This window comes from Paeniglutamicibacter psychrophenolicus, from assembly GCF_030812255.1.
GTDB lineage: Bacteria > Actinomycetota > Actinomycetes > Actinomycetales > Micrococcaceae > Paeniglutamicibacter > Paeniglutamicibacter psychrophenolicus_A.
In genome coordinates, this window is record NZ_JAUSSH010000019.1 from 1 (window position 1) to 25,733 (window position 25,733).

Consider the following 25,733-nt stretch of genomic DNA (forward strand, 5'->3'; position numbering starts at 1 on the left):
GGAGGAACCCGACTCCGCGTCCGACAACCACAGCTTCTAGCCCCAGCAACCTCGAAGCATCACCAAATGGTTACACCACTCCACGGGACTTGACCCCAGCAGCAGCCCGGATGGGAGCCACATGTCCAATCGATCCGCTCATGGTGAAAGGTGCCGAATCGCTCCCTCTTGTTGCAGCTTCGGGCATTGATCCAGAGGGTGTTGTGGATGATCCGGTTCAGGACTGCGTCGTCGTGGACGCCAGGGCCGGGCCGCGGGCGTCGGCTCGACTTCATACTGTGCGCGGAACAGCGTCCTGCCGCGGCGGCGTGGCATGTGCCCAAGCAGCGTGCGCAGGCATTTTCCGGGGGGCGGCAGGGTCCGCTTTACACCGGCAGGATTGAACCGGCCAGGCTCGTCTGGGGCACTGCAACGCCCATCGGATTGTCCCGAGCAATCGGTCCCTCCCGACCGGCTCACCGAACTGGTACCGTCGTCTGTCGCCGGCCAAGTGGCTCCCAAGCACGCCATTGGTGGCTCCCAAAGGGAATATTCACGTATTCCCGGGATGGTCCCCACTGGCAATGTGGCTGGCCCCCGCAGGAGCAAATATTCATCGGTATCGATGCCCGCAAGAAGCTCACCGCCACCCAGATCAAGGAGATCTCCCGGTGGCGTGAGCGTGAGGAAGAACTGGCTTTGGGTGTCGCCGGGGCCGAGGCAATCCGTGTAGCCCAAGCAAATCCTCAACCTTGAGAAGCAGGTGAAGTCCAGCGAAAAGCAATTGGGCGGGCTGGTCAACGACAGCGAGGCTGCCCCTCTAACCGTGGAGAAAGTGTTCAAGGCGGTGACCGCGGCAAAATGCTTGGTGGCGTGGTCACACGAGGGACGCGCCCGTAGCGACGCGGCTTTCGCCTGTCTGGCTGGCATGATTCCCATTCCGGCATCGTCGGGCAACACGATGCGACATCGCCTGAACTGGGGAGGAGATAGAAGGCTTATCAGCGCGCTTCACATGGCTGCGAACACGAGGATGACGCATGACGCCGAAACCTGCCGATCCATCGCGCCGAAACGCCGAAGGCAAAGTCGATAATGAAATCCTGCGTTGCGCCAAGCGCTTCCTGGCCTGAAGCATGTTCTGGATTCTGACTGCCTCGACTCAGGCCAAAAGGCGCAGGAAGCGCCCTGACGGACATAGAAGAATAGATCGATCGAAACCAAGCAGGGGCGAATTCGTTTGCAGCCCGCAGGCAGCTTCAAACTGTCGTTGACAGCCACTCTCTTTGGGCTGTCAACGACACGGATTGAGAAACCGATACTAACACCGAAACACCACGAATCTTGTCCCCCACTTCATACCCACCTCGCTTATCCCGTGGTGGCTACATTCCAAACATCTATCCACTAATTTTCTTCAAGGCTTTATCGAGATCTGCTTCCAGGAAGGCCGCGAGAGTCGACGCATAGGTAGCAGTGATATGCGACGCATCGAAGTAAACGACCACCCCGCCAATCACGGCGGGACAGGTGCCATCTTGGCAGAAGTACCGCGTCGGATCGATAACCGCAACATTTTCGTGTGGGGCTCGTTCTGCAGCGGCCACCAACGGATCCATCCACTCCCATTCCTCGGCGCTGCCAGAACACTCCGCATTTGCGTCAGTAGCGGTCGCTACGCAATCCGGAATGTTCTTGAGAGTGGCTCCCGGGAACGGCGTATCCCGGATGATCAGAATCGGGGTGTTGGAGGCCGTCCAGCGATTGAGATAACTTTCGTAGCCGACACGGGCCGGATCTTCCGTGGTGGCAAAGGAATGGTTAACTACTGGAATGGACTGCCTCTCCGAGGTAATAATGAGATCGAATTCCCCGTGACTCGTTTGGTCCATGACCCATTTGCCATAAGCCTCGCAACCTCGCGACTTGATTTCCGCATCGAATTTAAGCATGGCATCCGTGGGGTTGCAGCGATCGACTAAGAAGGTCGTGATGGTCCAGTCTTTGTCCACGGCGATTTTTTGAAGTGCCGGTAGCCAGTGTCCCGCGTGCGAGTTCCCAACAAGTGCGACTTTGTTCTTTCCTGTTCCATAGGTGCACGTGGGCTTCTTTTCGAAGGGTGCACTGGACCAACATTCATCGGCATATGCCTGCGATTTATCATTCTTGGCCAGCGCTGGCGACAGCAATAGCTCGCTATTAGCATCGTATTGGCAACCATCATTGAGGTCCAAGAGGGCAGCACCGCCGAAGCATGGAACTGTCCCATCGAGTGCGGCTGAAAGCGTAACCGAAGTTGACTGTTCGCGAATTTTTGCTTCTCCGGCAATGCCTCCAGCGAGCAGTGCCACGGTTGCAGTCCCGATGACAAGGAACCGCAGCGGTGTCACGATCCTAGAGACATCGAGGGTCTTGCGGAATGCGTCTTCGACGTACCTCTTGGAGAGCATGGAAAGAATAAGTATCGCCACTGTCGCCGCCAACAGGTCCAAGACACCCAAAGTGCCCGAAACGAAGGGCAGGAGAACGATGACAGGCCAGTGCCAGAGGTAGATCGAATAGGAATGGCCCCCGAGGAACTGGAATGGCCTCGAACTGAGCAGCCAGTTTGGTGAGAAGCGTGACGTTGCTGCAATCCAAATTACCAGCGCGGACCCAAGAACTGGCAAACCCGCTTCATAGCCGGGAAATGGTGTTGTCGAGTCGTACGCGATTCCAGCACCCACAATTCCAGCAAGACCGGTCCATGCAATCGCGGCTCCGACCCACGAGGAACTGATGCGGTACTGCGGAGCAGGTGCGAGCGCCACCAGGGCGCCCAAAGCAAGTTCCCAAGCCCGAGTAAATGTCGAAAAGTATGCAACCCCTGGATCAACAGACGTCAAGTAGATCGAATAGCCCAACGAAGTAACCACAATCGATAAAACACCGAGGGACACTACGCGTTTGGGAATGAGTTCTTTCCGCACCGCAAACCACCACAGAGCGGCGATGCACAGCGGCCACAGTAGGTAAAATTGCTCCTCAACAGCCAGTGACCAATAATGCTGCACGGCCGTGGGCGCATTGTCTTCCGCCAGGTAGTCAACGCTAGTCGCCAGCAGGTACCAGTTCTGTGAATAGAATGCAGAAGCTATGGCCTGGAAGGTATTCTCTCGCCAAAACGATGGGGGCGCGAGGGCGCGGACGGCGATGACCGTCGTTAGAAGCACCAGTATTGAAGCTGGCAAGAGGCGCTTGATGCGACGTAACCAGAAGCCCCCGAACTCCTTTGGCGTACGGGGCGGGTGCCTAACCAGGTGGGACGTAATTAGGTAGCCAGAGATAACGAAGAAGACGTCCACACCTACAAAGCCCCCGGTGAGACTGGCCGGGTGCAGGTGGTATATGACTACGAGCCCGACTGCAATGGCTCGCAGTCCCTGAATGTCGAGCCGGAAGGACGTTCGGGTGTTCGTTTTACTCATAATCTCTCGTTGGTTCTTTCCCTTTGGAAGACGTGGTTCAAGATACCCCAGTTCTCTGGCACGTAATCCTCGCCTCTAAGCCTTACGCTGTGGCCACCGAGTGCAACAGTAGGCGGGTGTCAATGGCGCACGATTTGTTCCGGACTATCCGGGGGGACGTTCTCCGAGCCTCTGAGCCCTGAGCCGGCCGATAGCTCGAGGGCACGGGACCGAGCCCGGTGGGCCAACAGCTGAGACGTAGACCTAAACTAAGTCACATCAAAACAGCCGTGCTCGGACGGAGATTCACTATCAACGTAGCGGTCCCTACACTACATAGTTGAATTCCGTTATTGCAGAACTGAAAGACCTCAGCTGAGCTCCTTGACGATCTGGCTCAGGCTGTCGAGGGTGTCTTTCAGCTTGGCCACGTGACGCTCGTCGAACGCACTCAGCACCCGCTTCAGTTCGGTGGTGGAGATCCCCGAGGTGCGGGGAAGGTACACAACCTCGACCTTGTCGCCCAAGTCGTCAAACTTACCCTTCCAGTCCTCTCCGATGCCGAAGACATCGACACCGTACTTGGTAATGTCCAGACGCTTCTGATCCCAGTTGTCCTCCGGAATGGCTTCGTCCACGTACTTAATCGCCCGGACGATCTCGATGCGTTGCTCGAAGGGAACGATTGGCTTCTTGCCCTTGATGGCATTGAATTCGTCGGTGGACACGCCGACAATCAAACGGTCGCCTTTTTCCTTTAGGCGCTTGAGGATGTTCAAGTGACCAACGTGGAAAAGATCGAACGTGCCGTATGTCAGAACTGTTTTTGCCATGTTCAACTCCATTTGCTGCTTTGCTGCGCCCTGGGACGCACGGATCGAAGGTCTTAGATTACGGGTGGTCTGCCTGCCAACAGCATCCGCAGGTGGGTCGACCACTTGAGTTTGCGCCGCGGTGTTGAGTACCAGGGACTTTCCCGCCAGCCCCCCATCCATCCGCTGAAGTACTGTCGCACTGCTCCGCGATCCCTGCGCAACCGTGCACTCTCAATCAGGGCCCAGCTACCAACGTAGATCCAGCTAAATGGCCAGTGTAGGTTCCGCTTGGCTAGCCACACACGGTTTCTTGCGTTGAGGCGGTAGAACTCCTCGTGTCGACGTTGGTCTACGACAGGGTGGCCGATTCTCATGTCACCGGCGTACCAAACGTGATGACCAGTGTCCCAGACCCGCCACGCGAGTTCGATTCCCTCGTGGGCGTACCAGAAACCACCGGCCCATCCTCCGGTTTCGTCGAAAATGAACCGAGGCATTATCAGACAGGTTTCACCCACGTGAAAGACGCGGCTGGATTCCTCGGCCGTGCGTTTGTTCAAACGAGGTATCCAACGTGTCGGGTCGTCATCACGTTCAGGATCGGTGATCCGTGGCTGGAGCAGCCCCATCTTCGGGTGCAGTTTGAACCGGGAGATTGCTTCTTCGAGGAAATCCCCATCCAAAAACCATGAGTCGTCATCCAGGAAGCACAAATACTCCCCCGTCACCAGCGGCACCCCTGCATTGCGGCCTGCCGGGATACCCAGATTGTCCTCCAGATAATGGGCTCGCACGCCATGGGGCAGGCCGATCGGATCCCAGCCATTGCCCACCACCACGACGTCTAGTTTGACGTTGCGCTGGGCAAGGAGACTCCGCAGGGCGCGGTCCAGTTCCACGGGCCTGTCGCCCATGGTCAGCACCACGACACCGACCGAAGGAAGATTGGCATCTAAAATCGTCAAGGCTTCACCGCAACCGAGGAGAGGCCATGGTCGCAACAAAATGTCCGATATTCACAAGGACAACTGCAGGCAACAGGATCCAGAGCATCCACTTTTCAGCGATGCCGGGAACACCGACGATGGCCGAAACAATAGACAACACCAGGATGAGAAGGCTGAGTTCCACTGCGTGGAGCATCTTGTGGAAGGGCAAGAAGCGGGCAGCAGAGCGAAGCTTACCAACCAGGCTGGTCTGCGACACCGCACGAGCCTCTGCGGTGTCAGGCAGCTTGCCCAGCCCGGCCATGCTTCGTGCCGCATGGACCATGAGGCTCTGCGAGCGGTTCAACACCAGGAGCACCGAAAGAACCGCCGCAATAAAAAACGTCGGCCATGCCTGTGCCGCATCGGCACCTTGGGTCTGCAGCTCAAGGAATACCCGGTAGCCCAAAGCGATGGGAATCAGTGCCTCGGTGGTATGGTGCCCCACCATGTCGATGAAGATGCCGCGCGGCGACTGCGTGCCTCGCCAGCGGGCTACTTCCCCATCGCTGCAATCGAAGTAGAGCTGCACCTGCGATAGGACCACCGCCAATAGCGGCCCCCACACTCCAGGGATCAGCAGCGCCGCCGACATCAGCCATCCTGCCAGGATCATGAGCCCGGTGACGCCGTTGGCGCTGATGCGTGTACGCACCAGCGCTGCGGTCAAGTAGATGGAGATGTGGCGCAGGTAGAGTTCCGCGGTCCAGTGCTCGGCGTTGCGCCTGGCACGGACTTCGGGAGGCTGGCAGACCGCGCGCAGCTGCTCGAGCGTCGGGTTGCTGGGGCGGATGGTCTCGTTGTTCATGAACGCACCCGGCCCCGGTCCAAGGTGCCTTGAGCGCCATGAACACGACCCTTCACGAAGCCAACGGCCCAAGGGAAGTGGATGGAAGGGAAAACACCGAACATCAAAAGCTTTTCCTTCAGGGTTGTTCGCTTGCCGGTCAGCGTCGCAAATACCACAAGACCGGCGTAAGCCACCGGTGCGAGCTTCAACAAGTTGAGGACCACCCTTACGGTGTTGGGGGCATCGGTCGTCAGCCACGGGTCAACGATCCAAGCAACCGCCCCCAAGGTGGTTCCGAGAACCATCAATGGCGGCAGGTCGTGGCGGATGGATTTTCCGTCCGGGTAACGACGTGACAGTTCGCCCCGCCAGACACCCGAGGCATAGGACTGCGCGGCCAATGCCTTGTACTTGTCGCGAGGATAGTATGCGGTCTCAAGTTCAGGATCAAACCACACCTTGAATCCGGCTTGGCGAATACGAAGGCATAGTTCCCAATCTTGGGCACGGTGCAGCGATTCGTCGTAGTAGCCGACTTCGTCAAAGACCTCGCGGCGAAAAATTCCCAGATAGGCAGATTCCGATGGTCCTTCCGGGGCACCGCTGTGATAGGCCGCGCCGCCAAGACCCCACGGGGAGTGGTAGGCGGCCGCCACCGCTCGCTGAAGCGGATTCTTCCCCCGCGCATCCATGAGTCCCCCCACGTCGTGTGCATCGACGCGGAACATAGTTTCGACACCGCGAGCCGTGTAATTGGGCGCAAGTTCGCTGTGCGCATCGACGCGCACCACGATCGGGTATTGCGAAGCCTTGATCGCAAGATTCAGGCCAATCGGAGTGCGTCCCTGCGGGTTATGGACCAGCTTGACCCTGGAGTCCTCGGCTGCCAACGCCGCGGCGACTTCGTCAGTGGAATCGGCGCTGGGGCCAAGCGCCAGTACGATTTCCTTGTCGCCGGCGTAGTTCTGGCCAAGCACGCTGGCGACGGCATCTCGCAGGTACCCGGCTTCATTGAGCACCGGCATCACATAGGAAACTCCCAAATCCCGTGCTGCAGTCACTTCTTTTTGCCCTTGTAGGCATTGACGACGGTCTTGGCATCCCCATCCATCATCAGTACGCCCTTCTCAATCCAGATCGCCCTGTTGCAGGTATCCAAGATCGAGTTCATGGAGTGCGAAACCAGGAAGATGGTGCCGGCGTTTTCGCGGATTTCACGGATCTTGGCCTCGCTCCGCTTGCGGAAGCGGGCATCGCCCACGGCAAGTGCCTCATCTACGATGAGGATGTCGTGCTGCTTCGAAGCTGCGATGGCGAACTTCAACCGAGCGGACATTCCGGAGCTGTAGGTACGCATCGGCAGGTCGATGAATTCCTCAAGTTCTGCGAACTTGATGATGTCGTCGCGCATCCGGTTGATTTCCTGGCGGCTATAACCGAGCGCCAGACCGCCAAGCATGATGTTCTTGTCACCTGACAAATCAGCAATCAGGGCAGCGCCAACACCAAGCATGTTCGGACGCGAAGATGCATAGACCGATCCTGATGCCGGCGTGGTCAGCCCAGTGATGGTTCGCATGAGAGTGGATTTCCCTGAACCGTTCGACCCAACAATCCCGATGGATTCGTTCTCATAGGCAACGAAGGAAACACCCTTCACCGCGTGCACTTCACGAATCCCTCGAGCGGAAGCTTGCAGCAAACGTTTGGCTCCTGCGGATCCGGCGGCTTTCCCGCTCGCGTATACCTGGTACTTGACGTGGAGGTCATCAACGATGACAACCGGTGTACGGGATTCATCGATCCTAATGGTTGATGCCGCAGGGGCATCGTGGGGTTCCGGATCGTAGACAGGTTTCGGTTCGAATTTGCCGTGTAGACGGGGGTTGATCAGATCATCGAAGTTAGTCAACTCGACCATAACGCTCCTCGGCTGCCCAGAAGTAGATGGTGCCGCCAACGAGGGCGACCACGGCCCAGACTGCCATGACCATCCAATAGAACGACGGGTACTCCACACCGTTCATAATGGATCCGCGTGCAACCTGAAGGACCTGATAGATCGGATGGAAATCAAATACCCGCACGAGGAAAGGGAATGCATTCAGGACCCTTTCGACGGGGAAGAGCACACCGGAGGTGAAGAAGAGTATCCGCGTGATCAACGGGAGAATCTGCGTGAAGTCACGAATGTGCACAGTCAACCGGGCGCAAATCAAGGCCATGCCGGTGTTGAACATGGTGAACATTACCAACACGGGAACGATCATCAGCCAGCTCCAGCGTGGATATGTTCCCAAGATCATGCAGTACAGGTACATGACTACAACCATGGGGACCAGTGTCAAAAATTGCTGGATTACCGCGGAAATCACCAGCGTGATGCGCGGGAAGGCTAGCGATTGCACCAGTGCCGCGTTCCCGGTTATTGCCTTTGCCCCGGTGGTTACGGATCCCGAAAAGAACTCAAAGAGGAATACGCCAATGACGACGTAAACGGGAAAATCATGGCCTCGGCTACCACCCTGCAGGATTCCAAAAATAAACCCATACATCAGAGCGTTCATGGTTGGCTTGATGATCACCCACAACATGCCGAGGCGGTTGCGTTGGTTCTCCGATTGGACACGGCTTTTGGCTAGCTCGTAGGCGAAGTCACGTCTGCCCCAGGCCTGCTTCAGATAGCTCACCAGGCTTGGGCGAGCGCCGACCCTGTTCAGGCCGTACTGCGCCGCATATTCGGCAGCTGTCATAGTTTTCGATACCTCGTTGATCACGGTTGTCACGTCGGCTCTGGCCGGCGAACCTATTGAAGTCTAGTAGATGCGCGTACTGAAGGCCGATCGGCATCGTCCCATATCACGATGTGTGATCTATGCATCACTTCTCAATGCTCTAAGTTTGCGCTGTCCAAGTAAGCCTTAAGGGTGTCGGTTCGAAGCGCCTTGCCGATCTCCTCGATGGCCTTTTCGTCACGAAGCTCGATCGATTCCCCGCCAGGCGACGTACTGCTTCCGGCAGTTGGCAGGGTGAACATTTCGATGCCAGATGCTCGCAGGCCTTTCAGCTGAAGTCCCAGTCCAGCGGCTGTTGCCGCATCAAAACCATCGTCCAGCGAAAGATAGGGGGATATCTGGTCAATCACCTCGTAGACCGTAGCTGGATTTGTCAGCGTGTCTTTGGACAGCAATCCGTTCATGACGGCCTTGATGAATTTCTGCTGGTTCTTCACGCGTTGGTAGTCGCCGTCGACGAACGGCTTCCGTTCACGAACGAACCTCAGGGCCTGGTTGCCCTTAAGAACAACATCACCAACAGGGTAAAAATACTTTTTGCTGTCAGTCGAATAGAACTCGATGTCGTTGTGAACGGTGACTCCACCAAGTGCAGTTGTGAGTTCCTTGAAGCCATCGAAGTCAATCATGGCCACATGGTCGATCTTGGTATCCAGCATGCCTTCGATCGTTTGGACCACCAGGGGCACACCTCCAAGCGACATGGAGGCATTGATCTTTTGGCGCCCATATCCAGGAATGTCAGTGTAGAGATCACGCACGATCGACATTACGTATACGCCCTTGCGGTCCTCTGGGATGTGCATCAGCATCATCGAGTCGGATCGCTGATCCGTGCCACCGCCCTTAAGCAAGTCGGACGTCTCCGCGCCTTCTGCACCGTGGTCGACGCCCAGCAACAGGAAATTCAAGGAACCGTCATCGGGGTTCTTGATCGGGCGCAATTCCTCGTCGGGGAAAGCTTCTGCAATTACCTGCGTCTTGTTGTCAAACGTCTGGGCAAGACTACCGAGGTAGGTACTGGCCACAACTGCCGCCACGACCACCACGGCAATCGCGCTCAGAAGCACAACAAGGCCAGTGCGTTTCTTTCGACGGGCCAGCCGCCGCGGTAGGTAACCGCCTTCAAATTCTCTATTGTCAGTCAATCAACGTCTCCAAAAAACCGGAACGAGAAGCCTTGGACGATTCGAGGCAATGTTTCGGTCGACAACTTTCGCACAAACAAAGCAAGGCTAACCAACACCCCTGTGAGGATGCTGGGTTAGCCTTGCCAACTACAAGAATCCTAGCGCCCGGCGACGAAGTCTTTGAGCCATGGAAGCAGTTCCGGGCCGATGTCCGGCCGCTCCGTTGCCAAGGAAATCACAGCCTGAAGATAGCTCAGCTTGTCGCCGGTGTCGTATCGCCGACCCCGGAACACGACGGCGTGAACGCCACTGCCCGGACCCTCTGCCACGGCCAAGGTCTCCAGCGCGTCGGTCAACTGGATCTCGTCACCGCGTCCAGGCTTCGTCTCTTCAAGTACCTCGAAAACACGCGGGTGAAGGACGTAACGCCCGATGATCGCGAGGTTTGACGGGGCATCCTCGACTGCGGGCTTTTCCACCAACCCGTTGACCTTGACGTAATCTTCGCCGTTTACGGCCGAGACATCAGCGCAACCGTAAGCGCTAATCTGTGCAGGATCCACTTCCATAAGCGCGATAACCGAACCACCGGTCTTCTCCTGCACGTCGATCATGATCGAGAGAAGCTCGTCCCGTTCGTCAATGAGGTCATCACCGAGCAGGACAGCGAAGGCCTCGTCTCCAACATGCTGTTTGGCGCAGAGCACTGCGTGTCCGAGACCCTTTGGGTCACGCTGTCGGATGTAGTGGATATCTCCCAGAGCCGTGGCGCCCTGCACCAGCTGCAATTTCTCGGTGTCGCCCTTGGCCTCGAGGGTTGCTTCGAGGGAAGGGACCCGGTCAAAGTGATCTTCCAGCGCCCGCTTGTTTCGCCCAGTGATCATCAGTACATCGGTAAGTCCGGCCTTTGATGCCTCGGCAACAACGTATTGAATGGCTGGCTGGTCAACGACGGGCAGCATTTCCTTGGGCATTGCCTTGGTCGCTGGCAGGAAACGCGTCCCCAAACCTGCCGCAGGGATAACGGCCTTAATTACACGCCTACTTTGAGTCATGGATTCGACTTTACGTCATTCAATGCACAAACATCGAAACGCTTTGGGCCTATTGCGAGCTGCTTCGCAGCCTCTTGAGCACTGTTCTCGGCAAGTAGTCCGCAACGTCTCCCCCAAGGGACTGGACTTCCTTCAACAAGGATGAGGACAGATGCGTGTAGCGATTATCGGCGGCCAGAAACACTGTTTCCACACCGGTCAGGTGGCGGTTCATGACCGCCATGGGGGTTTCATACTGGTAGTCAACAGTGGACCGAAGTCCCTTGACGATCGCATCGGCCCCATGCAGCTTGCAAAAGTCGGCGAGCAGTCCGTCACCCATGGGCTCAACACTGACACCGCGCAGTCCCCCAATGGTTTCCCGAACCATTTCGAGGCGTTCCTCGGGTTCGAAACGATATTTCTTGGCATAGTTGGTTGACACCGCCACGATGACCTCGTCAAAGAGGTTGCTGGCACGGGCAATGATCTCAACATGACCATTGTGGATGGGGTCAAAGGACCCGGGGCAGACGGCTCGACGCATACCTTGCAATCTATCAACTCGGCTATGGGCACAGTTGCTTCCCATGGTTTGATGACACAACGTGTCGTTTCCCGGTGGGCTGCATACGGAGCCGGTCGATGACGGGATAATGGGGGGCATGCCCTCATTCGAATTTCCTTGGCAGCGCATGGCTGCAGGCGCCAACCTCCTCTCCCCCAACGGTGACCTTGGTCTCACCATCTTTGAGGAGATCACTACCCTTGCTGCGAAGCACCAGGCCATCAACCTCGGACAAGGATTCCCCGACACCGACGGGCCTAGCGTCTTCAAGGGCATGGCTGCCCACGGCATTTCGGGAAATCTTAACCAATATGCCCCGGGTTCCGGAATACTCCCCCTCCGCATGGCCATCTCGGATCACCAAAAGCGCTTCTACGGTTTGGACGTCAACCCCGAGAGCGAAGTGGTTGTCACCACTGGCGCCACCGAAGCGATCGCCGCTGCCGTTATTGCTTTCGTGGAGCCCGGAGACGAGGTCATCACCTTTGAGCCGTACTACGATTCCTATGGTGCAACCATCGGCTTGGCTGGCGGAGTCCACAAGACCGTCGCGCTGAACGCGCCGGATTTCCAGCCAGACCTCACGGAACTCCGCAAGGCGTTCAACGCACGCACACGGATGGTGGTGTTGAACAACCCGCACAATCCGACTGGCGCCGCCTTTGGCCAGGACCTGCTCGCTGAGATCGTTACCTTGGCCAAGCAGCACGATTGCCTCATAGTCTCGGATGAGGTCTACGAGCATCTCACTTTTGGTTTATCCCATATCCCCATCGCCACCCTTCCGGGAGCCTGGGACCGCACCATCACCATTTCATCTGTGGGCAAGACCTTTTCGTTCACCGGCTGGAAGGTCGGCTGGGCCACCGGCCCGGCCGACCTGATCGCCGCGGTCCGAACGGTCAAGCAGTTCCTTAGCTATTCCTCCGGCACGGCATTCCAACCGGCCGTTGCCGAGGCGCTGGCCAGCGAGGCCAACTTCTTTACGGATTTCGCCAAGGATCTTGGTCAGCGCAGCGAGATATTGGCCAAGGGCCTTGAATCGGCTGGAATGACGGTTTACCGTCCGAAAGGAACCTACTTCATCGTCGGCGACGTGGCACCCCTCGGTTTTGACAACGCGTTGGAGCTGGCGCGCCAAATGCCCGAAAAGATCGGCGTCGCAGGCATCCCGCTGTCCGTCTTCTGCCATGAAGAAGGCGCGGAGCGCACACGCACTCTGATGCGTTTTGCCTTCTGCAAGAAGCCGGAGCTACTCACCGAGGCGTCCCGAAGGCTGTCCCTGCTCACGGCAAAGCTGGGTGGCTGAACATGGTGCAACGTGCCAGCCGCTGGCTCAGCAACCTCGGGGCCCACGCCACCTTGGAGGAGGACGCCTTCGTTACAGGGGCATGGGTCCTGACCTTGGGCGGCGCGGAACAATCCCACGTCAATGTGGATCACCCCGAGCAGATCTTCTACGAGTACCTTCGACGACTAGCCAACCATGTGGACGAGCAGGCCGCGCCCGGAGCCCCTTTGCGGGTTCTCCATCTCGGGGCCGGCGCGTTGACCTTGGCACGCTACATCGAGAAGAAGCGCCCCGGAAGCCAGCAGGTAGCCGTAGACCTCGAACGAGAATTGCTCGACTTTGTCCTTGAGGCTCTCCCCATGGGTGACCCCAAGAATCTCAAAGCACTTATTGGGGACGCTCGGCGGGTACTGACCGAGGAATTGGCCGCTGAGAAATTCGACATCATCGTCCTGGATATCTTCAGCGGCTCCGGGGCTCCCCATCACTTGACCGTCCCCGGCTTCTATTCCGAGATGAACGCGTTGCTTCGGCCGAACGGGATCGTACTGGTCAACGTTGGCGACGATCCGCCGTTTTCCTTCGCCGACTCACAGATCCAGGCCATGTCTCAGGTTTTTCGAACGCTCATCGCCAGCGCACCGACCGAGATTTTTTCCCGAAGGTATCCAGGAAACATGATCTTGGCCGGCACCCAATCGAAAATCGACATGGCCATGGTGGATCGGTTGCGGGCCGCGGGTCCGCACCCAGGCACGGTGCTATTCGGCAGCGACCTGGACGGGTTCGGCAAACCATAACCGGGTTTCGCCGTACTTCTTGTCGGCGAACTTCTCCAGTCCCGCGGGCCAGGTGGGCTCGGCGGATCGGGTCGAGCGTTCCACGACCACGGTTGCCCCGACGTCGAGCACCAGTGAAACCTTTTCCAGGGTCTTGGCGAGCTCCTCGTTTGTCAGCGGGTAGGGCGGATCCATGAACACCAAGTCCCAGGTCTTTCCCGCGCTGCCGCCGGGAACAGGGGCAAAAGAATCAAGGACCGAATCGACCGAGCCGCGGCGGACGCTGACCAGGTCTTTGCGCAGGGCCTTGTTGACGAGTCCGGCGTTGGCCTGGCATACGGCTACGGCCTTGGGCGCAAGCTCCACGAGCAAGACGGAGCGCGCCCCGCGGCTTGCTGCCTCGACGCCCAGTGAACCGGCGCCCGCGTACAGGTCTAGAACCCTGGCGTTGGTCAGTACTTCGTAGCTCTCGAGCCGGGAAAACAACGCTTCCTTGACGCGGTCGGTGGTGGGCCGGGTGGAGTCCCCCGGCACGCTCTTCAGTGGTGTTCCTCCGGCGGCGCCGGCCACGATACGACTCATGGTGGATCTATCCCCTTTCCAGGAATGCTTGCATGTCTTCGTCGACCCATTCCTCGACGGCGGCCTGCAACCCGGGATAGGAGCCGAGCCCGCCACCGCCGTCCACGATGGCCTCGGCGGCATCCCGGGCCCGGGCAATGAGTTTGGCGTCCTTCATGACGCGCAGGACCTTGAGCGTGGACCGGGAGCCGGACTGGCTCGCCCCCAAGATGTCGCCTTCACGGCGTTCGTTCAGGTCCGACTCGGCCAGGAGGAACCCATCAGTGGTGGATTCAACCGCCCGCAGCCGCACCACCGAGGGATGCTCCGCATCCAGCCATGTGGTCATCAGGCAGGTGCCCGGCAGGCCGCCTCGCCCGACGCGTCCACGCAACTGGTGCAATTGCGAAATCCCGAAATTCTCCGCATCGATGATCACCATGAGTGTGGCATTGTGCACGTCCACCCCGACTTCGATCACCGTGGTCGAGATCAGAATGGAGGCGCGCCCGCTGTCGAAGGCAGTCATGGCTTCGGCTTTTTCGTCGCTGGCCATGCGCCCGTGAAGGGCGCGGATATTGGTGTTCGCAAAGATTGGCATGGTGGTCAGTATGTCCAGCATCTTCTCTACGGTCATCGATGCCGGCTTCGCGATGGCATCCGAGCTCGCGTCGTTGGCGCCAGGTTCCACAGGCATCGGCAGGAAGTCGTCTTCGACGGCCTTTTCGCTGATGCGCGGGCACACCACATATACCTGGTGGCCTTTGGCCGTTTCCTCTGCGATGCGGGCAAAAAGCCGTTCCTGCATCCGTGGAACTTGGAGTGGGACCAGGTGGGTTGCAATGGGTGCCCTGCCCTGTGGCAGGGTTTTCATCAGGCTGACTTCGAGGTCGCCAAAGACGGTCATGGCCACGGTGCGCGGGATCGGGGTGGCTGTCATGACCAGCATGTGGGGCGGCGTGTCCGCCTTTGATCGCAAAACATCACGTTGCTCGACACCAAAGCGGTGTTGCTCGTCAACGACGACCAGGCCAAGGTCCACGAAACCAACCGCTTCCGAGAGCAGTGCGTGTGTGCCCACGAGGATTCCGGTTTCTCCCGAAGCGGCACCAAGCAGCACGCGCTTGCGTTCGGCGGTCCCGGCTGAACCGGTCAGCACGTCCACACGGGTGGCGCGGGGATCCGATCCAAGTTCGCCTCCAGCGCCCAGGGAGCCAAGCAATTTCTTGATGGATTGGTAGTGCTGTTGTGCGAGCACTTCGGTGGGTGCTAGCAAGGCGGTTTGCCCGCCGGAATCAATGACCTGCAGCATCGCCCGCAGCGCCACCAGGGTCTTGCCCGAGCCGACTTCCCCCTGCAAGAGCCGGTTCATGGGGTGGCCGCGTACGAGATCGTCCGCGATTTCCATGCCGGCCAGCACCTGGCCGTCGGTGAGGGTGAAGGGAAGCGAATTGTCAAAGGCTTCCAGCAGCCCGGCCGGGGCTCCGGGCCGGGCAATTGCCGGCTGTTGCATCCGGTGGGCCCGGCGTTGGGCCAGCGCGAGTTGGAGCAAGAAGGCTTCCTCGAAGGCAAAGCGTTTTCTGGCTGCATAACCTTGGGCAACGGTCTGTGGTCTGTGGATGTTTTCAAAGGCCGTGGCTCTGCACGGGATTCGTTGGGATTCCAGGACCTGTTTTGGAATGAATTCCTCGAAGATCTCCGGCCGGACGCGGGAAAGCACAAGGTCCATGGTCTCCCGGATCTTCTTGTTCGGGAACTTGGCGGTGGCCGGGTAAATGGGAATGGGCCGTGGATCGGCTTCTTCTGCCGTGTCGAGCAAGGAGTATTCGGGGTGGGTGAGTTCCAGGTGGTTGCGGTAGATGGTCACCTTGCCGCTGAACATGGCGGTGGAACCGACCTGCAGGTCGCGCTTGGCTTCGTATCCGTTGAAAAAGGTCATCCGCAAGATCGATTGTTCGGGTCCCAGAGCGTCGCTGACGACAACTTCGAGCAGGAATCCTGACCGCGAGTGCATGCGCCGTTGGTTCACCGATTTCACTTCGGCGACAATCGTGGCGTCTTCCCCGACGGGAAGTTCCGAAATCTTGGATAGCTCCCCGATTTCCATGTAGCGGCGGGGGAAATGTCCCAGCAGTTGACCGACCGTGGTGTATCCGAATGCGGTTTCCACTTTGCGTGCTGAAGCAACGCCAAGGACGGAGTCTAGTGGCGTATTGCTGGTGAAGTCTTGGTCATCCGTCATGCGTGCAAAGGTCGGTCACCGAGACGTTGACCGGAGTGCCCAGGCTTCGGATGACATCAAGGGCGCTCTCGGCTTCGGGTACGTGTACGTGGACGCGCCAGCGGTACCCGTCTTCGGTAGGGTTGACCGGGCTCATGATGACGGAGTCGCCGATGGTGTCCAGCTGCCCGCGCAAGGTGGCCGCGCCCAAGGCATCGAGGCTGATGGTGCACATGACCTCGACACCGGTTTCCGGGGAGATGTCCTGGTGGATGTGGGGGTCCTGGATGTCGTAGCCGTGCAGGTTCGAGTATTCGTCGGGGTCAATGAAGTGTCCAAGAAGGGAGCCACGAAGTTCATCCAGGATGATCAGCATGCCCACGGCGCCGGCGTCAACGATCTTGGCCTTGTGCAGTGCCCCGAGCTCGTTCTCCGTGGCCACCACGGCCGCCTCCGCCGCCACGCAGAGGGCATCAAGCAGTTCAACAAGCGCGGCCTTGCTTTCCGGTTCCAGCGAGCTGGCCCTGTGGGTGGACCGGGCCGTGGAGGCCACGACATCCATCACCGAGAGCATGGTTCCGGAAACCGGATCGCTCAGGGCCGACCAGGCCCTGACCTTGCCGCGTTCCAGGGCGGTGGCCAGTGCCGGGGCGGTCATCCGCTCCACTCCGCACAGCGGCTCGGCCAGGCCGGCCAGGAAGACCGCCAACAGCGTTCCCGAGTTTCCACGGGCCGATTCCATGGCGGCGCGCGATGCCATGGTCAGAAGCTCACCAATGTTTTCCGTTTCCAGCTTGGAAATCGCGTCATGGGCGCTGCGTGCGGTCAGGTAGAGGTTGCTGCCGGTGTCCCCGTCCGCCACCGGGAAGATGTTGATCGCATTTAGGCGGTCGCTATGGTTTCCCAGGCTCTTGACCATTCGTTCAAGCCACGTTGACATGGCCTTGGAATTGGCATGGATTTTTTGGTTCATGGTGTGAGTGATCACTGGATCCTTAGAGACCGTTGTCCTCTACAAATTGTCCCACCTTGTCCTGCTTCAAGGCGTCTGCAAAGTCCGAAATCACGGCCATGTCAGGAATGACGATGGACTGGCCATCGGCGGAACGCCCCGTTCCCTTGTTGGGGAGCGTGAAGAAGTGCATGTCGCTGGAGCGCACGTTGGCCATGGTGGTTCCCAGCTTGGCCACCTTTACGGCGTCGAGGGTCTCGTCGACTGCAACATAGGGCGCGAATTCCTTGACTGTCTCGGAGATCTTCGCGGGGTCCGTCAATGTTTCCTTGGACATCAGGGTGCTCATGACGGCCTTGACGTAAAGCTGCTGGTTGCGCACGCGTTGGTAGTCGCCGTCCTTGAATGCGTAGCGTTCACGGACAAATGCCAGTGCCTGGTCACCATCGAGCGTTTGCACTCCCTTGGGGAAGACAAATCCGTTCTTCAGATTCTGCTTAAAGGCGATCGGGTTGTTGATCTGGACTCCACCTAGTGCGTCGGTCAAGCCCTTGAAGCCTTCGAAATCGATGGAGGCCACGTGGTCAATACGAGTGTCCAGCAAGCCCTCGAGTGTTTGCACGGCCAGTGCCACTCCGCCGTAAGCAAAGGCGGCATTCACTTTCGCTTTTCCATGTCCCGGAATGTCCAACCAGGTATCACGCATGATCGAGGTGGCGTAGACGCCTTCGCGGTTCGCCGGGATGTGGACGAGCATCATGGTGTCGGAACGGCCACCGTTGGGCAGCGAGGCAAAGTTCTCTTCGCCCTGGTCCTTGGCCCGGGTGTCGTTGCCCAGGAGCAGGATGTTGACCGCGTCCTTGGCGGCTTCAGCCTTTTGCGGTCGTGAGCTTTCCTCGGGAAATGCGTCCGTGAGCTTGGTGGTGTTGTTGTCAAAGCTGCGAGCAAGCGAGAACAGGTACCCCCCGGCTACGAGAAGTGCAATGAGCACCAAAGATACGGCACCCAGCAATATCATTAGACCGGTGCGTTTCTTCTTCTTTGGTGATTCGTAGCCTGTGTCCTCGAAGGACCCGTTCAGATGTGTCATCCATGCCTCTCTAGCAAATACTCCTTTACATCCTAGTCATGTCCCACGACCGGTAGGCTGTTTAAGTGCCCAGATTGATTTTTAGTAGCCTAGATTCCCATAACTCACAGTCGGCTCCCAGAAAAGATACAGCCAGAAAGACCAGTCGAGTTCGGTTTGCCACCGTTACGGTGGCCTCGCTCGCGGGATTCCTTGTCCTTTCCGGTTGCGCTTCCATTGCCAACGTCCAATCAGCGGACGATGCCGGCAATCCGCTGTGTGCCGAAATGATGGTCGTTCTTCCTCCTGAGATTTCGGAGCAGCAGAAGCGCCAGACCAATAGCCAGGCCACCGCTGTATGGGGAGACCCTGCGCAGCTGGTTCTGCGTTGCGGAGTCACTCCCCCGCCGCCGTCAACGGATCCATGCGTCAGCGTGAACGGAGTGGACTGGTTGGCCAAGGAAGGCGACGAGGCGTGGACCTTGACCACCTACGGACGGGTTCCGGCCACCGAGTTGGTGTTCGATCCCAATGTGATCCCTTCCAGCACGGTTCTGGCGACGCTGTCATCGGCAGCGTCAAAGATTCCTGCCGAGCGTGCGTGCTCGACGGTGAGCAAAACCGTGGATGTCCCCTAGCGATATTGCTGGAACCTAAAAGGAGGGGTGTTTAGCCAAGATCTACTTGGCTAAACACCCCTCTTTCATTCGGCACGGCTCTTAGCGAAGACCCGTTTTCCGGTTCAGTCCCAGGTGGATCAATTCATCAATGAGCTCCGCGTAGCCCAATCCAGTTTTGGACCACATATGCGGGTACATGCTTGACGGGGTGAAGCCGGGCATGGTGTTGATCTCGTTGATGATCCATTTACCCTCTGGCGTGTAGAAGAAATCAACACGAGACAGACCCTCGGCATTCACGGCGTCGAAGGCGTCGGCTGCCAGCCGACGCACTTCCTCCGTGGCTGCTGCATCAAGGACCGCGGGGCAGCTGAGCTGCGCGGCAGCCCCGTCCACGTATTTTGCATCAAAGTCGTAGAAGGTGTGGCCGGCGTTGTCCACCACGATCTCGCCGGGCATGGAGGCCCTCGGCGGCAGCGAGCCGCGTCCCTCAAGAACGCCACACTCGATTTCACGTCCCACGATGCCGGCTTCCACAATCACCTTTGGATCGTGGATGCGTGCCGCCTCGATGGCGGCAACAAGTCCATCGGGAGTGTCCACTCGGCTGATACCCACGGACGAACCCGCGCGGGCCGGCTTGACGAACAACGGGTATTCCAGTCCATTGACCGATTCCAGGCAGGCATCCTGGTCACGTTCCCATTGCTTGTCATGGATGACGACGTAGGGCCCCACCGCGAATCCGGCGGCCTCGAAGACGACCTTCATGAAGTGTTTGTCCATGCCAATGGCACTGGCGGCAATGCCCGAACCCACGTAGGGGACGTCCACCATTTCCAGCATTCCCTGCAAGGAACCATCCTCGCCGAACGGGCCATGCAGCAACGGGAAGACCAAATCAATGTCGCCCAGGCTGCGCACGGCGTGCGCTGCATCCGAGGCGAGCAGTTCGTGGCTGCCAGGTTCACCAGTCAGGCGCAGGACCTCGTTGCCTGCGGTTACTTCGGGCTTCTTGCTGTTGGCCAGCGACCAAGACGTGACGTCCTGGTCCACCAGGGTCCAGGCTCCCTCGCGGGTGATCCCCACTGGCACGACTTCGTACTTGTCACGGTCGATGGCTTCAAGAACACCGGCGGCGGTGACGCAGCTGACCGGGTGTTCGGATGAGCGGCCGCCAAAGAGCAGCATGACCCGGGGCTTGTGGTTGTTAACTTGACTCACTTGAGTTCACCTTCAGACTTTAGTTGACGCCCCAGCAGGCGTGCTCCCATGTTCTCCACGCTGAGCGTGCCTTCCAGAACCATGACCACGGCCTCGGTAATGGGTACTTCCACGTTGTGGCGCGTCGCGAGGTCCAACACGGCCCGCCCCGATTTGATGCCCTCCGCGGTCTGCGACATGCGGTCGTTGACCTCGTCCAGGTAAAGGCCCTGGCCCAACAGCCGGCCCGCGGTGTTGTTGCGCGAGAGCGAAGAGGAGCAGGTGGCGACCAGGTCCCCCAGGCCGGCAAGGCCGGAAAGGGTCTCATAGCTTCCACCAAGCGCCAAGGCGAGGCGCGTGGTCTCGGCAAGGCCACGGGTAATGATTGAGGACTTGGTGTTGTCACCCATGCCCAGACCGTCACAGATGCCCACGGCCAGGGCGATGACGTTCTTGGCAATGCCCCCGATTTCAACGCCAATGACGTCGGTGTTGGTGTACGGGCGGAAGTAGTCCGTGGAACAGAGCGTGGCGATCCACGTGGCTGTATCGATCTCGGTGCAGGCCACCACGGAGGCGGTGGGCTGCTTGCGGGCAATTTCCATGGCCAGGTTGGGGCCGGAAAGGACCGCGATTCGTTCCGGGGAAATTTCCACCTCGGCGGAGATCACTTCGCTCATGCGAGCATCGGTGTCGCGTTCAAGGCCCTTCATCAGGGACATGAGCACGGCGTTGGGTTCCAGGAATTCCTTGAAGGAACGTAGCTGCTCGCGCAGGCTTTGGGCCGGGACGGCCAGGACCACCAATTCGGCCCCGGCCAGCACCTTGGCGGTGCTGGAGGACGAGGAGATATTGCCGGGGAGCTTCGTTTCGCGCAGGTAGCGCGAGTTGGTGTGGCGCGTGTTGATCTCCGCCGCCACCTCGTCGCGGCGGGCCCAAATCATGACCTCTATGCCAGCATCGGCTCCGGAGTCGGCAAGCACCTTGGCAAAGGTGGTCCCCCAACTTCCGGCGCCCATGACGGCAATCTTCCTTGGTGCGGGCCTCATTTATTTGTCCTTTGTTTCGTTCGTCGGGGCCCCGTTGTCGAAATTTCGGCCCTGAGCGGCCTGGCCGTGATCCGCCGGGTCCCAAAGGACCTCCGGTGGATTCTGGCCACGCAAGACGCCCACATCCTTGGCAATGGCTTGCATGATGCGTTCAGTGGCTTCGAGGAGAATCGTCCGGGTCAAGGGGACATCCCGCAAGTCATCCAGGTCAACCGGATCCCCGGCCATGACCGTTACCCGTTTGCGGGGAAAAAGCTTGAAGCCCTTGGCATAGCGGGGAAACAATTCCTGGGCACCCCAGTGCGCCATCGGAATGACGGGGGCACCGGTCTGCAGGGCCAGCCGCGCGGCACCGGTGTGCCCACGCATGGGCCACAGGTCCGGGTCCCGGGTCAGGGTACCCTCGGCGTAAATGACGATGACGCCATGGGCGTCAAGGACCTCGCGTGCGGCCTTCAGCGACTGGGATGCTCCCGCGGAGGTGCGAGCCACGGGAACCTGTCCGGTGTTGCGCAGGATCGTGCCGAGCACCGGCACCTTGAACAAGGATTCCTTGGCCAGGTACCGCGGGTAGCGCTTGGAGCTGTAGATCGCGTGGCCCACGACCAGCGGATCGATTTCCGTCACGTGGTTGGGGCACAGGATGAAACCGCCTTCGGGCAGCTTGTCGAAGTCCCGCCACGTTCGACTGATCATGAGGTTCATGACCGGCCGAACGATTCCGGCCGCTATTGCAAACGCGGTTTTTGTACCGCGAGATTCTTTCATGCAAGTCAGCCTATGCGGATCAGGCGATTTCATTCATCTCGACGCGCGCACCCAAGTCAGTGAGCTTGTCCATGAACTTTTCGTAGCCGCGGTTGATCAGTTCGATCCCGGTGACGTGGCTCGTGCCCTCGGCAGCGAGCGCGGCAATCAGGTGCGAGAATCCGCCGCGCAGGTCCGGGATGTCAATGTCAGCGCCAACCAGCGGGGTCGGCCCGGTGATCACGGCGGAGTGCTGGAAATTGCGCTGGCCGAAACGGCACGGGATCGCACCGAGGCACTCGCTGTGCAACTGGACGCGGGCACCCATTTCCACCAGGGCGTTGGTGAAGCCGAAACGGTTCTCATACACGGTTTCGTGGATGATGGAAACGCCGGTGGCCTGGGTCAGCGCCACAACCAGCGGCTGCTGCCAGTCGGTCATGAAGCCCGGGTGCACGTCTGTTTCCAGGATGAGCGGCTTGAGCTCCCCGCCCGGGTGGAAGAATCGGATTCCGCCGTCGGTGACCTCGAATTCGCCGCCGATCTGGCGGTAGGTGTGAAGGAAGGCGGTCAAGTCGCGCTGCGCTGCGCCTTCGACGTAGATGTCGCCCTTGGTGACCAATGCCGCGGATGCCCAGGAGGCGGACTCGTTGCGATCGGGCAGAGCCTTGTGGTTGTAGCCACTGAGGCGTTCGACACCGATGATGCGAATGACGCGGTCGCGGCCCACCGTGATGATTGCGCCCATCTTCTGGAGCAAGGAAATCAAGTCAAGGATTTCCGGCTCAATGGCCGCGTTTTCGACCTCGGTGGTGCCCTTGGCACGCACGGCGGTCAGCAGCACTTGTTCGGTGGCGCCGACGCTCGGGTACGGCAGGGAGATCTTGGCACCGGTCAGCCCGTGCGGGGCCCGGATGCTCGTGCCCAGTGGGCCGGCCTTGTCGATCTCGGCCCCGAAGTGGCGCAGCACATCAAGGTGGAAATCGATGGGGCGGTCGCCGATCTTGCAACCACCAAGGTTGGGGATCAGTGCCTCGCCCAGGCTGTGCAGCAGGGGGCCGCAGAAGAGGATCGGGATGCGGGAATCCCCGGCATGGGTATCGATCTCATTGCTTGTGGCGGTCTTGGTCCCGCTGGGGTCCATGGTCAGGTCGCCCGTGGCCTCGTCCTTGGTCACGGTGACACCGTGGATCTTCAGAAGGCTGGTGACAACGGCAACGTCCTTGATTTCCGGGACGTTGCGCAAGACAGAGGGTGAATCCCCCAGAAGAGCCGCGACCATGGCCTTGGGAACCAGGTTCTTGGCACCCCTGACGGTCACTTTTCCCTTGAGTGGCACGCCACCATGAATCGTTAGGACTTTCGCCATGAACTTAAGAACCTCACCACAATTGTTTGGCCTTCGAAACCGAAGGTAAGACTAAGCAAGCATACAGCCCCCGACATTGCCGGGGGCTGCATGGAAGGTGTAACGCCGGTCGCGTCTCAGGGCGCTGTACTCGCCGGATCCACCCCATTCCGCCGGTGATCAGCGACTATGAGCGGAACATGAGAGCCAGTTACGCGGTGAGCTAATACTCAGGAGTAACGTGCCGGCAAGGTGGTTGGCTTGAAGGCTGGACGCTGGGCTTCAAAGGCCGTAACCTCTTCTTCATGCTGGAGGGTCAGGCCGATATCATCGAGCCCCTCTATGAGGCGCCAGCGGGTGTAATCGTCGATTGCGAACGGGGCAATGATCGATCCGCAGGTGACCGTACGCGCCTCGAGGTCAACCGTGACCTCGGTGCCCGGATGGTTCTCGATTTCCTTCCAGATCAATTCGATGTCGCTCTGGGCCACCTCGGCGGCAACCAGTCCCTGCTTGCCGGAGTTCCCTCGGAAGATATCAGCGAATCGGGACGAGAGGACGGCCTTGAAGCCATAGTCCTTCAGGGCCCACACCGCGTGTTCGCGGGAAGAACCGGTGCCGAAGTCGGGGCCGGCCACCAGGACGGAGCCCTTGGAGAACGGCTCCTGGTTCAGGATGAAGGAAGAGTCCTTTCGCCAGCCCGCAAAGAGGGCGTCTTCAAAACCGGTTCGTGTGATGCGCTTGAGGTAGACGGCCGGGATGATTTGGTCGGTGTCGACATTGCTTTGGCGCAGCGGGACGCCGATTCCGGTATGGGTGGTGATTTTCTCCATGATGAATCCTTAGGCTGCTTTTGCGGACGCGGCAGGCGCATCCAAGTCGGACGGCGAGGACAGGGTCCCCCGGATGGCGGTGGCCGCGGCAACCAGTGGGGAGACCAAGTGGGTGCGACCTCCCTTGCCCTGGCGACCTTCGAAGTTGCGGTTCGAGGTGGAGGCGCAGCGCTCCCCCTCGGCCAGCTGGTCCGGGTTCATGCCCAGGCACATGGAGCAGCCGGCAAAACGCCATTCGGCACCAAAGTCCTTGAATATCTTGTCCAGTCCCTCGGCCTCGGCCTCGAGGCGAACACGCGCAGAACCCGGGACCACGATCATGCGGATCTCGGGGTCTTTTTCCCTGCCCTGGATGATCGCTGCGGCCGCACGGAGGTCTTCCATCCGGCTATTGGTGCAGGAACCCAGGAAGACGGTGTCCACCCGGATCTCCTTCATGGGCGTCCCGGCCTTCAGGTCCATGTACTCGAGGGCACGCTCGCAGGCCGCGCGGGCGTTTTCGTCCTCGAAGTCTTCGGGTGCCGGCACGGTCTCGGAGAGCGAGACGCCCTGGCCCGGGTTGGTGCCCCAGGTGACAAAGGGCTCCAAGGTGTCGGCATCCAGGAACACTTCGGCGTCAAAGTTTGCGCCCTCGTCGGTTGCCAGCGTGTCCCATTCAGCAACGGCGGAATCCCAGTCGGCACCCTGCGGTGCGTGCGGGCGGCCCTTGAGGTAGTCATAGGTGGTCGCATCCGGTGCGATCATGCCGGCGCGTGCGCCGGCCTCGATCGACATGTTGCAAATGGTCATGCGGGCGTCCATGGACAGCGCACGGATGGCCGAACCCCGGTATTCCAGGACATAGCCCTGTCCGCCGCCGGTGCCAATTTTGGCGATCACGGCCAGAATGATGTCCTTGGCGGTCACACCCGGCTTCAGTGTTCCCTCGACGTTGATCGACATGGTCTTGAAAGGTTTCAATGACAACGACTGGGTCGCCATCACGTGCTCGACCTCGGAGGTTCCGATGCCGAACGCCAGGGCACCAAAGGCACCATGGGTCGAGGTGTGCGAGTCGCCACAGACGACCGTCATTCCCGGCTGGGTGAGACCCAGCTGGGGACCGACCACGTGGACAATGCCTTGTTCCTTGTCACCGAGGGAGTGCAGGCGCACGCCGAACTCGGCGCAGTTCTTGCGCAGGGTCTCGATCTGCGTGCGGCTGGTCAGGTCGGCAATCGGCTTGTCAATGTCCAGCGTCGGGGTGTTGTGATCCTCGGTGGCGATCGTCAGGTCGGGTCGGCGCAACGGGCGCCCGGCGAGGCGAAGGCCCTCGAATGCCTGCGGGGAAGTCACCTCGTGAACCAGGTGCAGGTCGATATAGATCAGGTCGGGCTGGCGCGCAGCGCCTGCCCCGTCTCCCTTGCGCACCACGTGCGCGTTCCATACTTTTTCGGCCAGCGTCTGTGCTGCCTGGTGTGCGGCCATGACCGACTCCCTCACTTGATTAAAATCCTATGTCTCAACTGTTCCATCGC

At 59.4% G+C, this 25,733-nt stretch carries 23 protein-coding genes and 1 pseudogene; 4 read left to right on the top strand and 20 right to left on the bottom strand.

Annotated features, from left to right (window positions below):
- Window positions 1-594: 594 nt before the first annotated feature.
- Window positions 595-1,112, top strand: a pseudogene (locus J2T21_RS20905) (transposase); the annotation flags it as partial.
- Between the two features lie 267 nt (window positions 1,113-1,379).
- On the opposite strand, the gene J2T21_RS18780 reads toward J2T21_RS20905, so the two are convergent.
- From J2T21_RS18780 to coaD, 10 genes are all read right to left on the bottom strand, one after another.
- Window positions 1,380-3,446 (bottom strand): acyltransferase family protein, encoded by a 2,067-nt coding sequence (locus J2T21_RS18780; protein ID WP_307583499.1) that lies wholly within the window; start codon window positions 3,444-3,446, stop codon window positions 1,380-1,382.
- Between the two features lie 350 nt (window positions 3,447-3,796).
- The gene (locus J2T21_RS18785) at window positions 3,797-4,258 is read right to left on the bottom strand and encodes an adenylyltransferase/cytidyltransferase family protein (protein WP_307583501.1); all 462 of its coding nucleotides are present in this window, start codon (window positions 4,256-4,258) and stop codon (window positions 3,797-3,799) included.
- A gap of 53 nt (window positions 4,259-4,311) precedes the next feature.
- A complete protein-coding gene (locus J2T21_RS18790; RefSeq protein WP_373458075.1) occupies window positions 4,312-5,154 on the bottom strand; it encodes a glycosyltransferase family 2 protein in 843 nt (280 codons plus the stop codon).
- A 55-nt stretch (window positions 5,155-5,209) separates the two neighbouring features.
- Window positions 5,210-6,034 (bottom strand): CDP-alcohol phosphatidyltransferase family protein, encoded by an 825-nt coding sequence (locus J2T21_RS18795; RefSeq protein ID WP_307583504.1) that lies wholly within the window; start codon window positions 6,032-6,034, stop codon window positions 5,210-5,212.
- Window positions 6,031-7,077, bottom strand: coding sequence for a glycosyltransferase family 2 protein (locus tag J2T21_RS18800; RefSeq protein WP_307583506.1), 1,047 nt, complete (start codon window positions 7,075-7,077; stop codon window positions 6,031-6,033). Before J2T21_RS18800 ends, J2T21_RS18795 begins: the two co-directional genes overlap by 4 nt.
- Window positions 7,074-7,937, bottom strand: a complete 864-nt coding sequence (locus J2T21_RS18805) for an ABC transporter ATP-binding protein (protein WP_307583507.1) — start codon at window positions 7,935-7,937, stop codon at window positions 7,074-7,076. The genes J2T21_RS18800 and J2T21_RS18805 overlap by 4 nt, the downstream gene beginning before the upstream one ends.
- The gene (locus tag J2T21_RS18810; protein ID WP_307583509.1) at window positions 7,921-8,769 is read right to left on the bottom strand and encodes an ABC transporter permease; all 849 of its coding nucleotides are present in this window, start codon (window positions 8,767-8,769) and stop codon (window positions 7,921-7,923) included. The genes J2T21_RS18805 and J2T21_RS18810 overlap by 17 nt, the downstream gene beginning before the upstream one ends.
- Window positions 8,770-8,903: 134 nt before the next feature.
- A complete protein-coding gene (locus J2T21_RS18815) occupies window positions 8,904-9,959 on the bottom strand; it encodes an LCP family protein (protein ID WP_307583511.1) in 1,056 nt (351 codons plus the stop codon).
- 140 nt (window positions 9,960-10,099) lie between these two features.
- Window positions 10,100-10,996 (bottom strand): UTP--glucose-1-phosphate uridylyltransferase GalU, encoded by an 897-nt coding sequence (galU, locus tag J2T21_RS18820; protein ID WP_307583513.1) that lies wholly within the window; start codon window positions 10,994-10,996, stop codon window positions 10,100-10,102.
- Window positions 10,997-11,045: 49 nt separating this feature from the next.
- A complete protein-coding gene (gene coaD, locus J2T21_RS18825) occupies window positions 11,046-11,522 on the bottom strand; it encodes a pantetheine-phosphate adenylyltransferase (RefSeq protein ID WP_307583515.1) in 477 nt (158 codons plus the stop codon).
- A 118-nt stretch (window positions 11,523-11,640) separates the two neighbouring features.
- Here coaD and J2T21_RS18830 point away from each other — a divergent pair, with 118 nt between their 5' ends.
- Both J2T21_RS18830 and J2T21_RS18835 read left to right on the top strand, forming a co-directional pair.
- On the top strand, window positions 11,641-12,852 hold the full coding sequence (locus J2T21_RS18830) for an aminotransferase class I/II-fold pyridoxal phosphate-dependent enzyme (protein ID WP_307583516.1): 1,212 nt from the start codon (window positions 11,641-11,643) through the stop codon (window positions 12,850-12,852).
- A 2-nt stretch (window positions 12,853-12,854) separates the two neighbouring features.
- Window positions 12,855-13,634: a spermidine synthase gene (locus tag J2T21_RS18835; RefSeq protein WP_307583518.1), complete on the top strand. Its 780-nt coding sequence runs from the start codon at window positions 12,855-12,857 to the stop codon at window positions 13,632-13,634.
- Here J2T21_RS18835 and rsmD read toward each other — a convergent pair.
- The 4 genes from rsmD to J2T21_RS18855 are packed head-to-tail and all read right to left on the bottom strand — an operon-like array spanning window position 13,596 to window position 18,437.
- Complete coding sequence (gene rsmD, locus J2T21_RS18840) at window positions 13,596-14,195, bottom strand: 16S rRNA (guanine(966)-N(2))-methyltransferase RsmD (RefSeq protein ID WP_307583520.1); 600 nt, start codon at window positions 14,193-14,195, stop codon at window positions 13,596-13,598. The two genes, J2T21_RS18835 and rsmD, sit on opposite strands and share 39 nt — an antisense overlap.
- A 7-nt stretch (window positions 14,196-14,202) precedes the next feature.
- On the bottom strand, window positions 14,203-16,416 hold the full coding sequence (locus tag J2T21_RS18845) for an ATP-dependent DNA helicase RecG (RefSeq protein ID WP_307583522.1): 2,214 nt from the start codon (window positions 16,414-16,416) through the stop codon (window positions 14,203-14,205).
- The gene (locus J2T21_RS18850; protein WP_307583524.1) at window positions 16,406-17,368 is read right to left on the bottom strand and encodes a DAK2 domain-containing protein; all 963 of its coding nucleotides are present in this window, start codon (window positions 17,366-17,368) and stop codon (window positions 16,406-16,408) included. Before J2T21_RS18850 ends, J2T21_RS18845 begins: the two co-directional genes overlap by 11 nt.
- Window positions 17,369-17,390: 22 nt before the next feature.
- Complete coding sequence (locus J2T21_RS18855) at window positions 17,391-18,437, bottom strand: LCP family protein (protein WP_307583526.1); 1,047 nt, start codon at window positions 18,435-18,437, stop codon at window positions 17,391-17,393.
- A gap of 170 nt (window positions 18,438-18,607) precedes the next feature.
- Here J2T21_RS18855 and J2T21_RS18860 point away from each other — a divergent pair, with 170 nt between their 5' ends.
- Window positions 18,608-19,054: a DUF3515 family protein gene (locus tag J2T21_RS18860; RefSeq protein WP_373458076.1), complete on the top strand. Its 447-nt coding sequence runs from the start codon at window positions 18,608-18,610 to the stop codon at window positions 19,052-19,054.
- An 81-nt stretch (window positions 19,055-19,135) separates the two neighbouring features.
- Here J2T21_RS18860 and J2T21_RS18865 read toward each other — a convergent pair whose 3' ends face one another.
- The 6 genes from J2T21_RS18865 to leuC form a co-directional block, all read right to left on the bottom strand.
- Window positions 19,136-20,260, bottom strand: coding sequence for a D-alanine--D-alanine ligase family protein (locus J2T21_RS18865; RefSeq protein ID WP_307583530.1), 1,125 nt, complete (start codon window positions 20,258-20,260; stop codon window positions 19,136-19,138).
- On the bottom strand, window positions 20,257-21,288 hold the full coding sequence (locus J2T21_RS18870; protein ID WP_307583531.1) for an NAD(P)H-dependent glycerol-3-phosphate dehydrogenase: 1,032 nt from the start codon (window positions 21,286-21,288) through the stop codon (window positions 20,257-20,259). The genes J2T21_RS18865 and J2T21_RS18870 overlap by 4 nt, the downstream gene beginning before the upstream one ends.
- Window positions 21,289-22,056 carry a lysophospholipid acyltransferase family protein gene (locus J2T21_RS18875; protein WP_307583532.1) on the bottom strand — a complete coding sequence of 256 codons (768 nt, stop codon included), beginning with the start codon at window positions 22,054-22,056 and terminating at the stop codon, window positions 21,289-21,291. It lies immediately after the preceding gene.
- Window positions 22,057-22,075: 19 nt separating this feature from the next.
- Window positions 22,076-23,404, bottom strand: coding sequence for a UDP-N-acetylglucosamine 1-carboxyvinyltransferase (gene murA, locus J2T21_RS18880; protein ID WP_113763599.1), 1,329 nt, complete (start codon window positions 23,402-23,404; stop codon window positions 22,076-22,078).
- Window positions 23,405-23,613: 209 nt separating this feature from the next.
- Window positions 23,614-24,216 (bottom strand): 3-isopropylmalate dehydratase small subunit, encoded by a 603-nt coding sequence (leuD, locus tag J2T21_RS18885; RefSeq protein WP_307583535.1) that lies wholly within the window; start codon window positions 24,214-24,216, stop codon window positions 23,614-23,616.
- Window positions 24,217-24,225: 9 nt separating this feature from the next.
- Window positions 24,226-25,683: a 3-isopropylmalate dehydratase large subunit gene (gene leuC / locus J2T21_RS18890; protein ID WP_307583536.1), complete on the bottom strand. Its 1,458-nt coding sequence runs from the start codon at window positions 25,681-25,683 to the stop codon at window positions 24,226-24,228.
- Between the last annotated feature and the right edge of the window lie 50 nt (window positions 25,684-25,733).

Excerpts from the sequence above, each read along its gene's own strand:
- J2T21_RS18780 (WP_307583499.1), bottom strand. The coding sequence starts at position 3,446 with ATGAGTAAAACGAACACCCGAACGTCCTTCCGGCTCGACATTCAGGGA.
- J2T21_RS18785 (WP_307583501.1), bottom strand. The coding sequence starts at position 4,258 with ATGGCAAAAACAGTTCTGACATACGGCACGTTCGATCTTTTCCACGTT.
- J2T21_RS18790 (WP_373458075.1), bottom strand. The coding sequence starts at position 5,154 with ATGGGCGACAGGCCCGTGGAACTGGACCGCGCCCTGCGGAGTCTCCTT.
- J2T21_RS18795 (WP_307583504.1), bottom strand. The coding sequence starts at position 6,034 with ATGAACAACGAGACCATCCGCCCCAGCAACCCGACGCTCGAGCAGCTG.
- J2T21_RS18805 (WP_307583507.1), bottom strand. The coding sequence starts at position 7,937 with ATGGTCGAGTTGACTAACTTCGATGATCTGATCAACCCCCGTCTACAC.
- J2T21_RS18810 (WP_307583509.1), bottom strand. The coding sequence starts at position 8,769 with ATGACAGCTGCCGAATATGCGGCGCAGTACGGCCTGAACAGGGTCGGC.
- galU (WP_307583513.1), bottom strand. The coding sequence starts at position 10,996 with ATGACTCAAAGTAGGCGTGTAATTAAGGCCGTTATCCCTGCGGCAGGT.
- coaD (WP_307583515.1), bottom strand. The coding sequence starts at position 11,522 with ATGCGTCGAGCCGTCTGCCCCGGGTCCTTTGACCCCATCCACAATGGT.
- J2T21_RS18830 (WP_307583516.1), top strand. The coding sequence starts at position 11,641 with ATGCCCTCATTCGAATTTCCTTGGCAGCGCATGGCTGCAGGCGCCAAC.
- J2T21_RS18835 (WP_307583518.1), top strand. The coding sequence starts at position 12,855 with ATGGTGCAACGTGCCAGCCGCTGGCTCAGCAACCTCGGGGCCCACGCC.
- rsmD (WP_307583520.1), bottom strand. The coding sequence starts at position 14,195 with ATGAGTCGTATCGTGGCCGGCGCCGCCGGAGGAACACCACTGAAGAGC.
- J2T21_RS18845 (WP_307583522.1), bottom strand. The coding sequence starts at position 16,416 with ATGACGGATGACCAAGACTTCACCAGCAATACGCCACTAGACTCCGTC.
- J2T21_RS18850 (WP_307583524.1), bottom strand. The coding sequence starts at position 17,368 with ATGAACCAAAAAATCCATGCCAATTCCAAGGCCATGTCAACGTGGCTT.
- J2T21_RS18855 (WP_307583526.1), bottom strand. The coding sequence starts at position 18,437 with ATGACACATCTGAACGGGTCCTTCGAGGACACAGGCTACGAATCACCA.
- J2T21_RS18870 (WP_307583531.1), bottom strand. The coding sequence starts at position 21,288 with ATGAGGCCCGCACCAAGGAAGATTGCCGTCATGGGCGCCGGAAGTTGG.
- J2T21_RS18875 (WP_307583532.1), bottom strand. The coding sequence starts at position 22,056 with ATGAAAGAATCTCGCGGTACAAAAACCGCGTTTGCAATAGCGGCCGGA.
- murA (WP_113763599.1), bottom strand. The coding sequence starts at position 23,404 with ATGGCGAAAGTCCTAACGATTCATGGTGGCGTGCCACTCAAGGGAAAA.
- leuD (WP_307583535.1), bottom strand. The coding sequence starts at position 24,216 with ATGGAGAAAATCACCACCCATACCGGAATCGGCGTCCCGCTGCGCCAA.
- leuC (WP_307583536.1), bottom strand. The coding sequence starts at position 25,683 with ATGGCCGCACACCAGGCAGCACAGACGCTGGCCGAAAAAGTATGGAAC.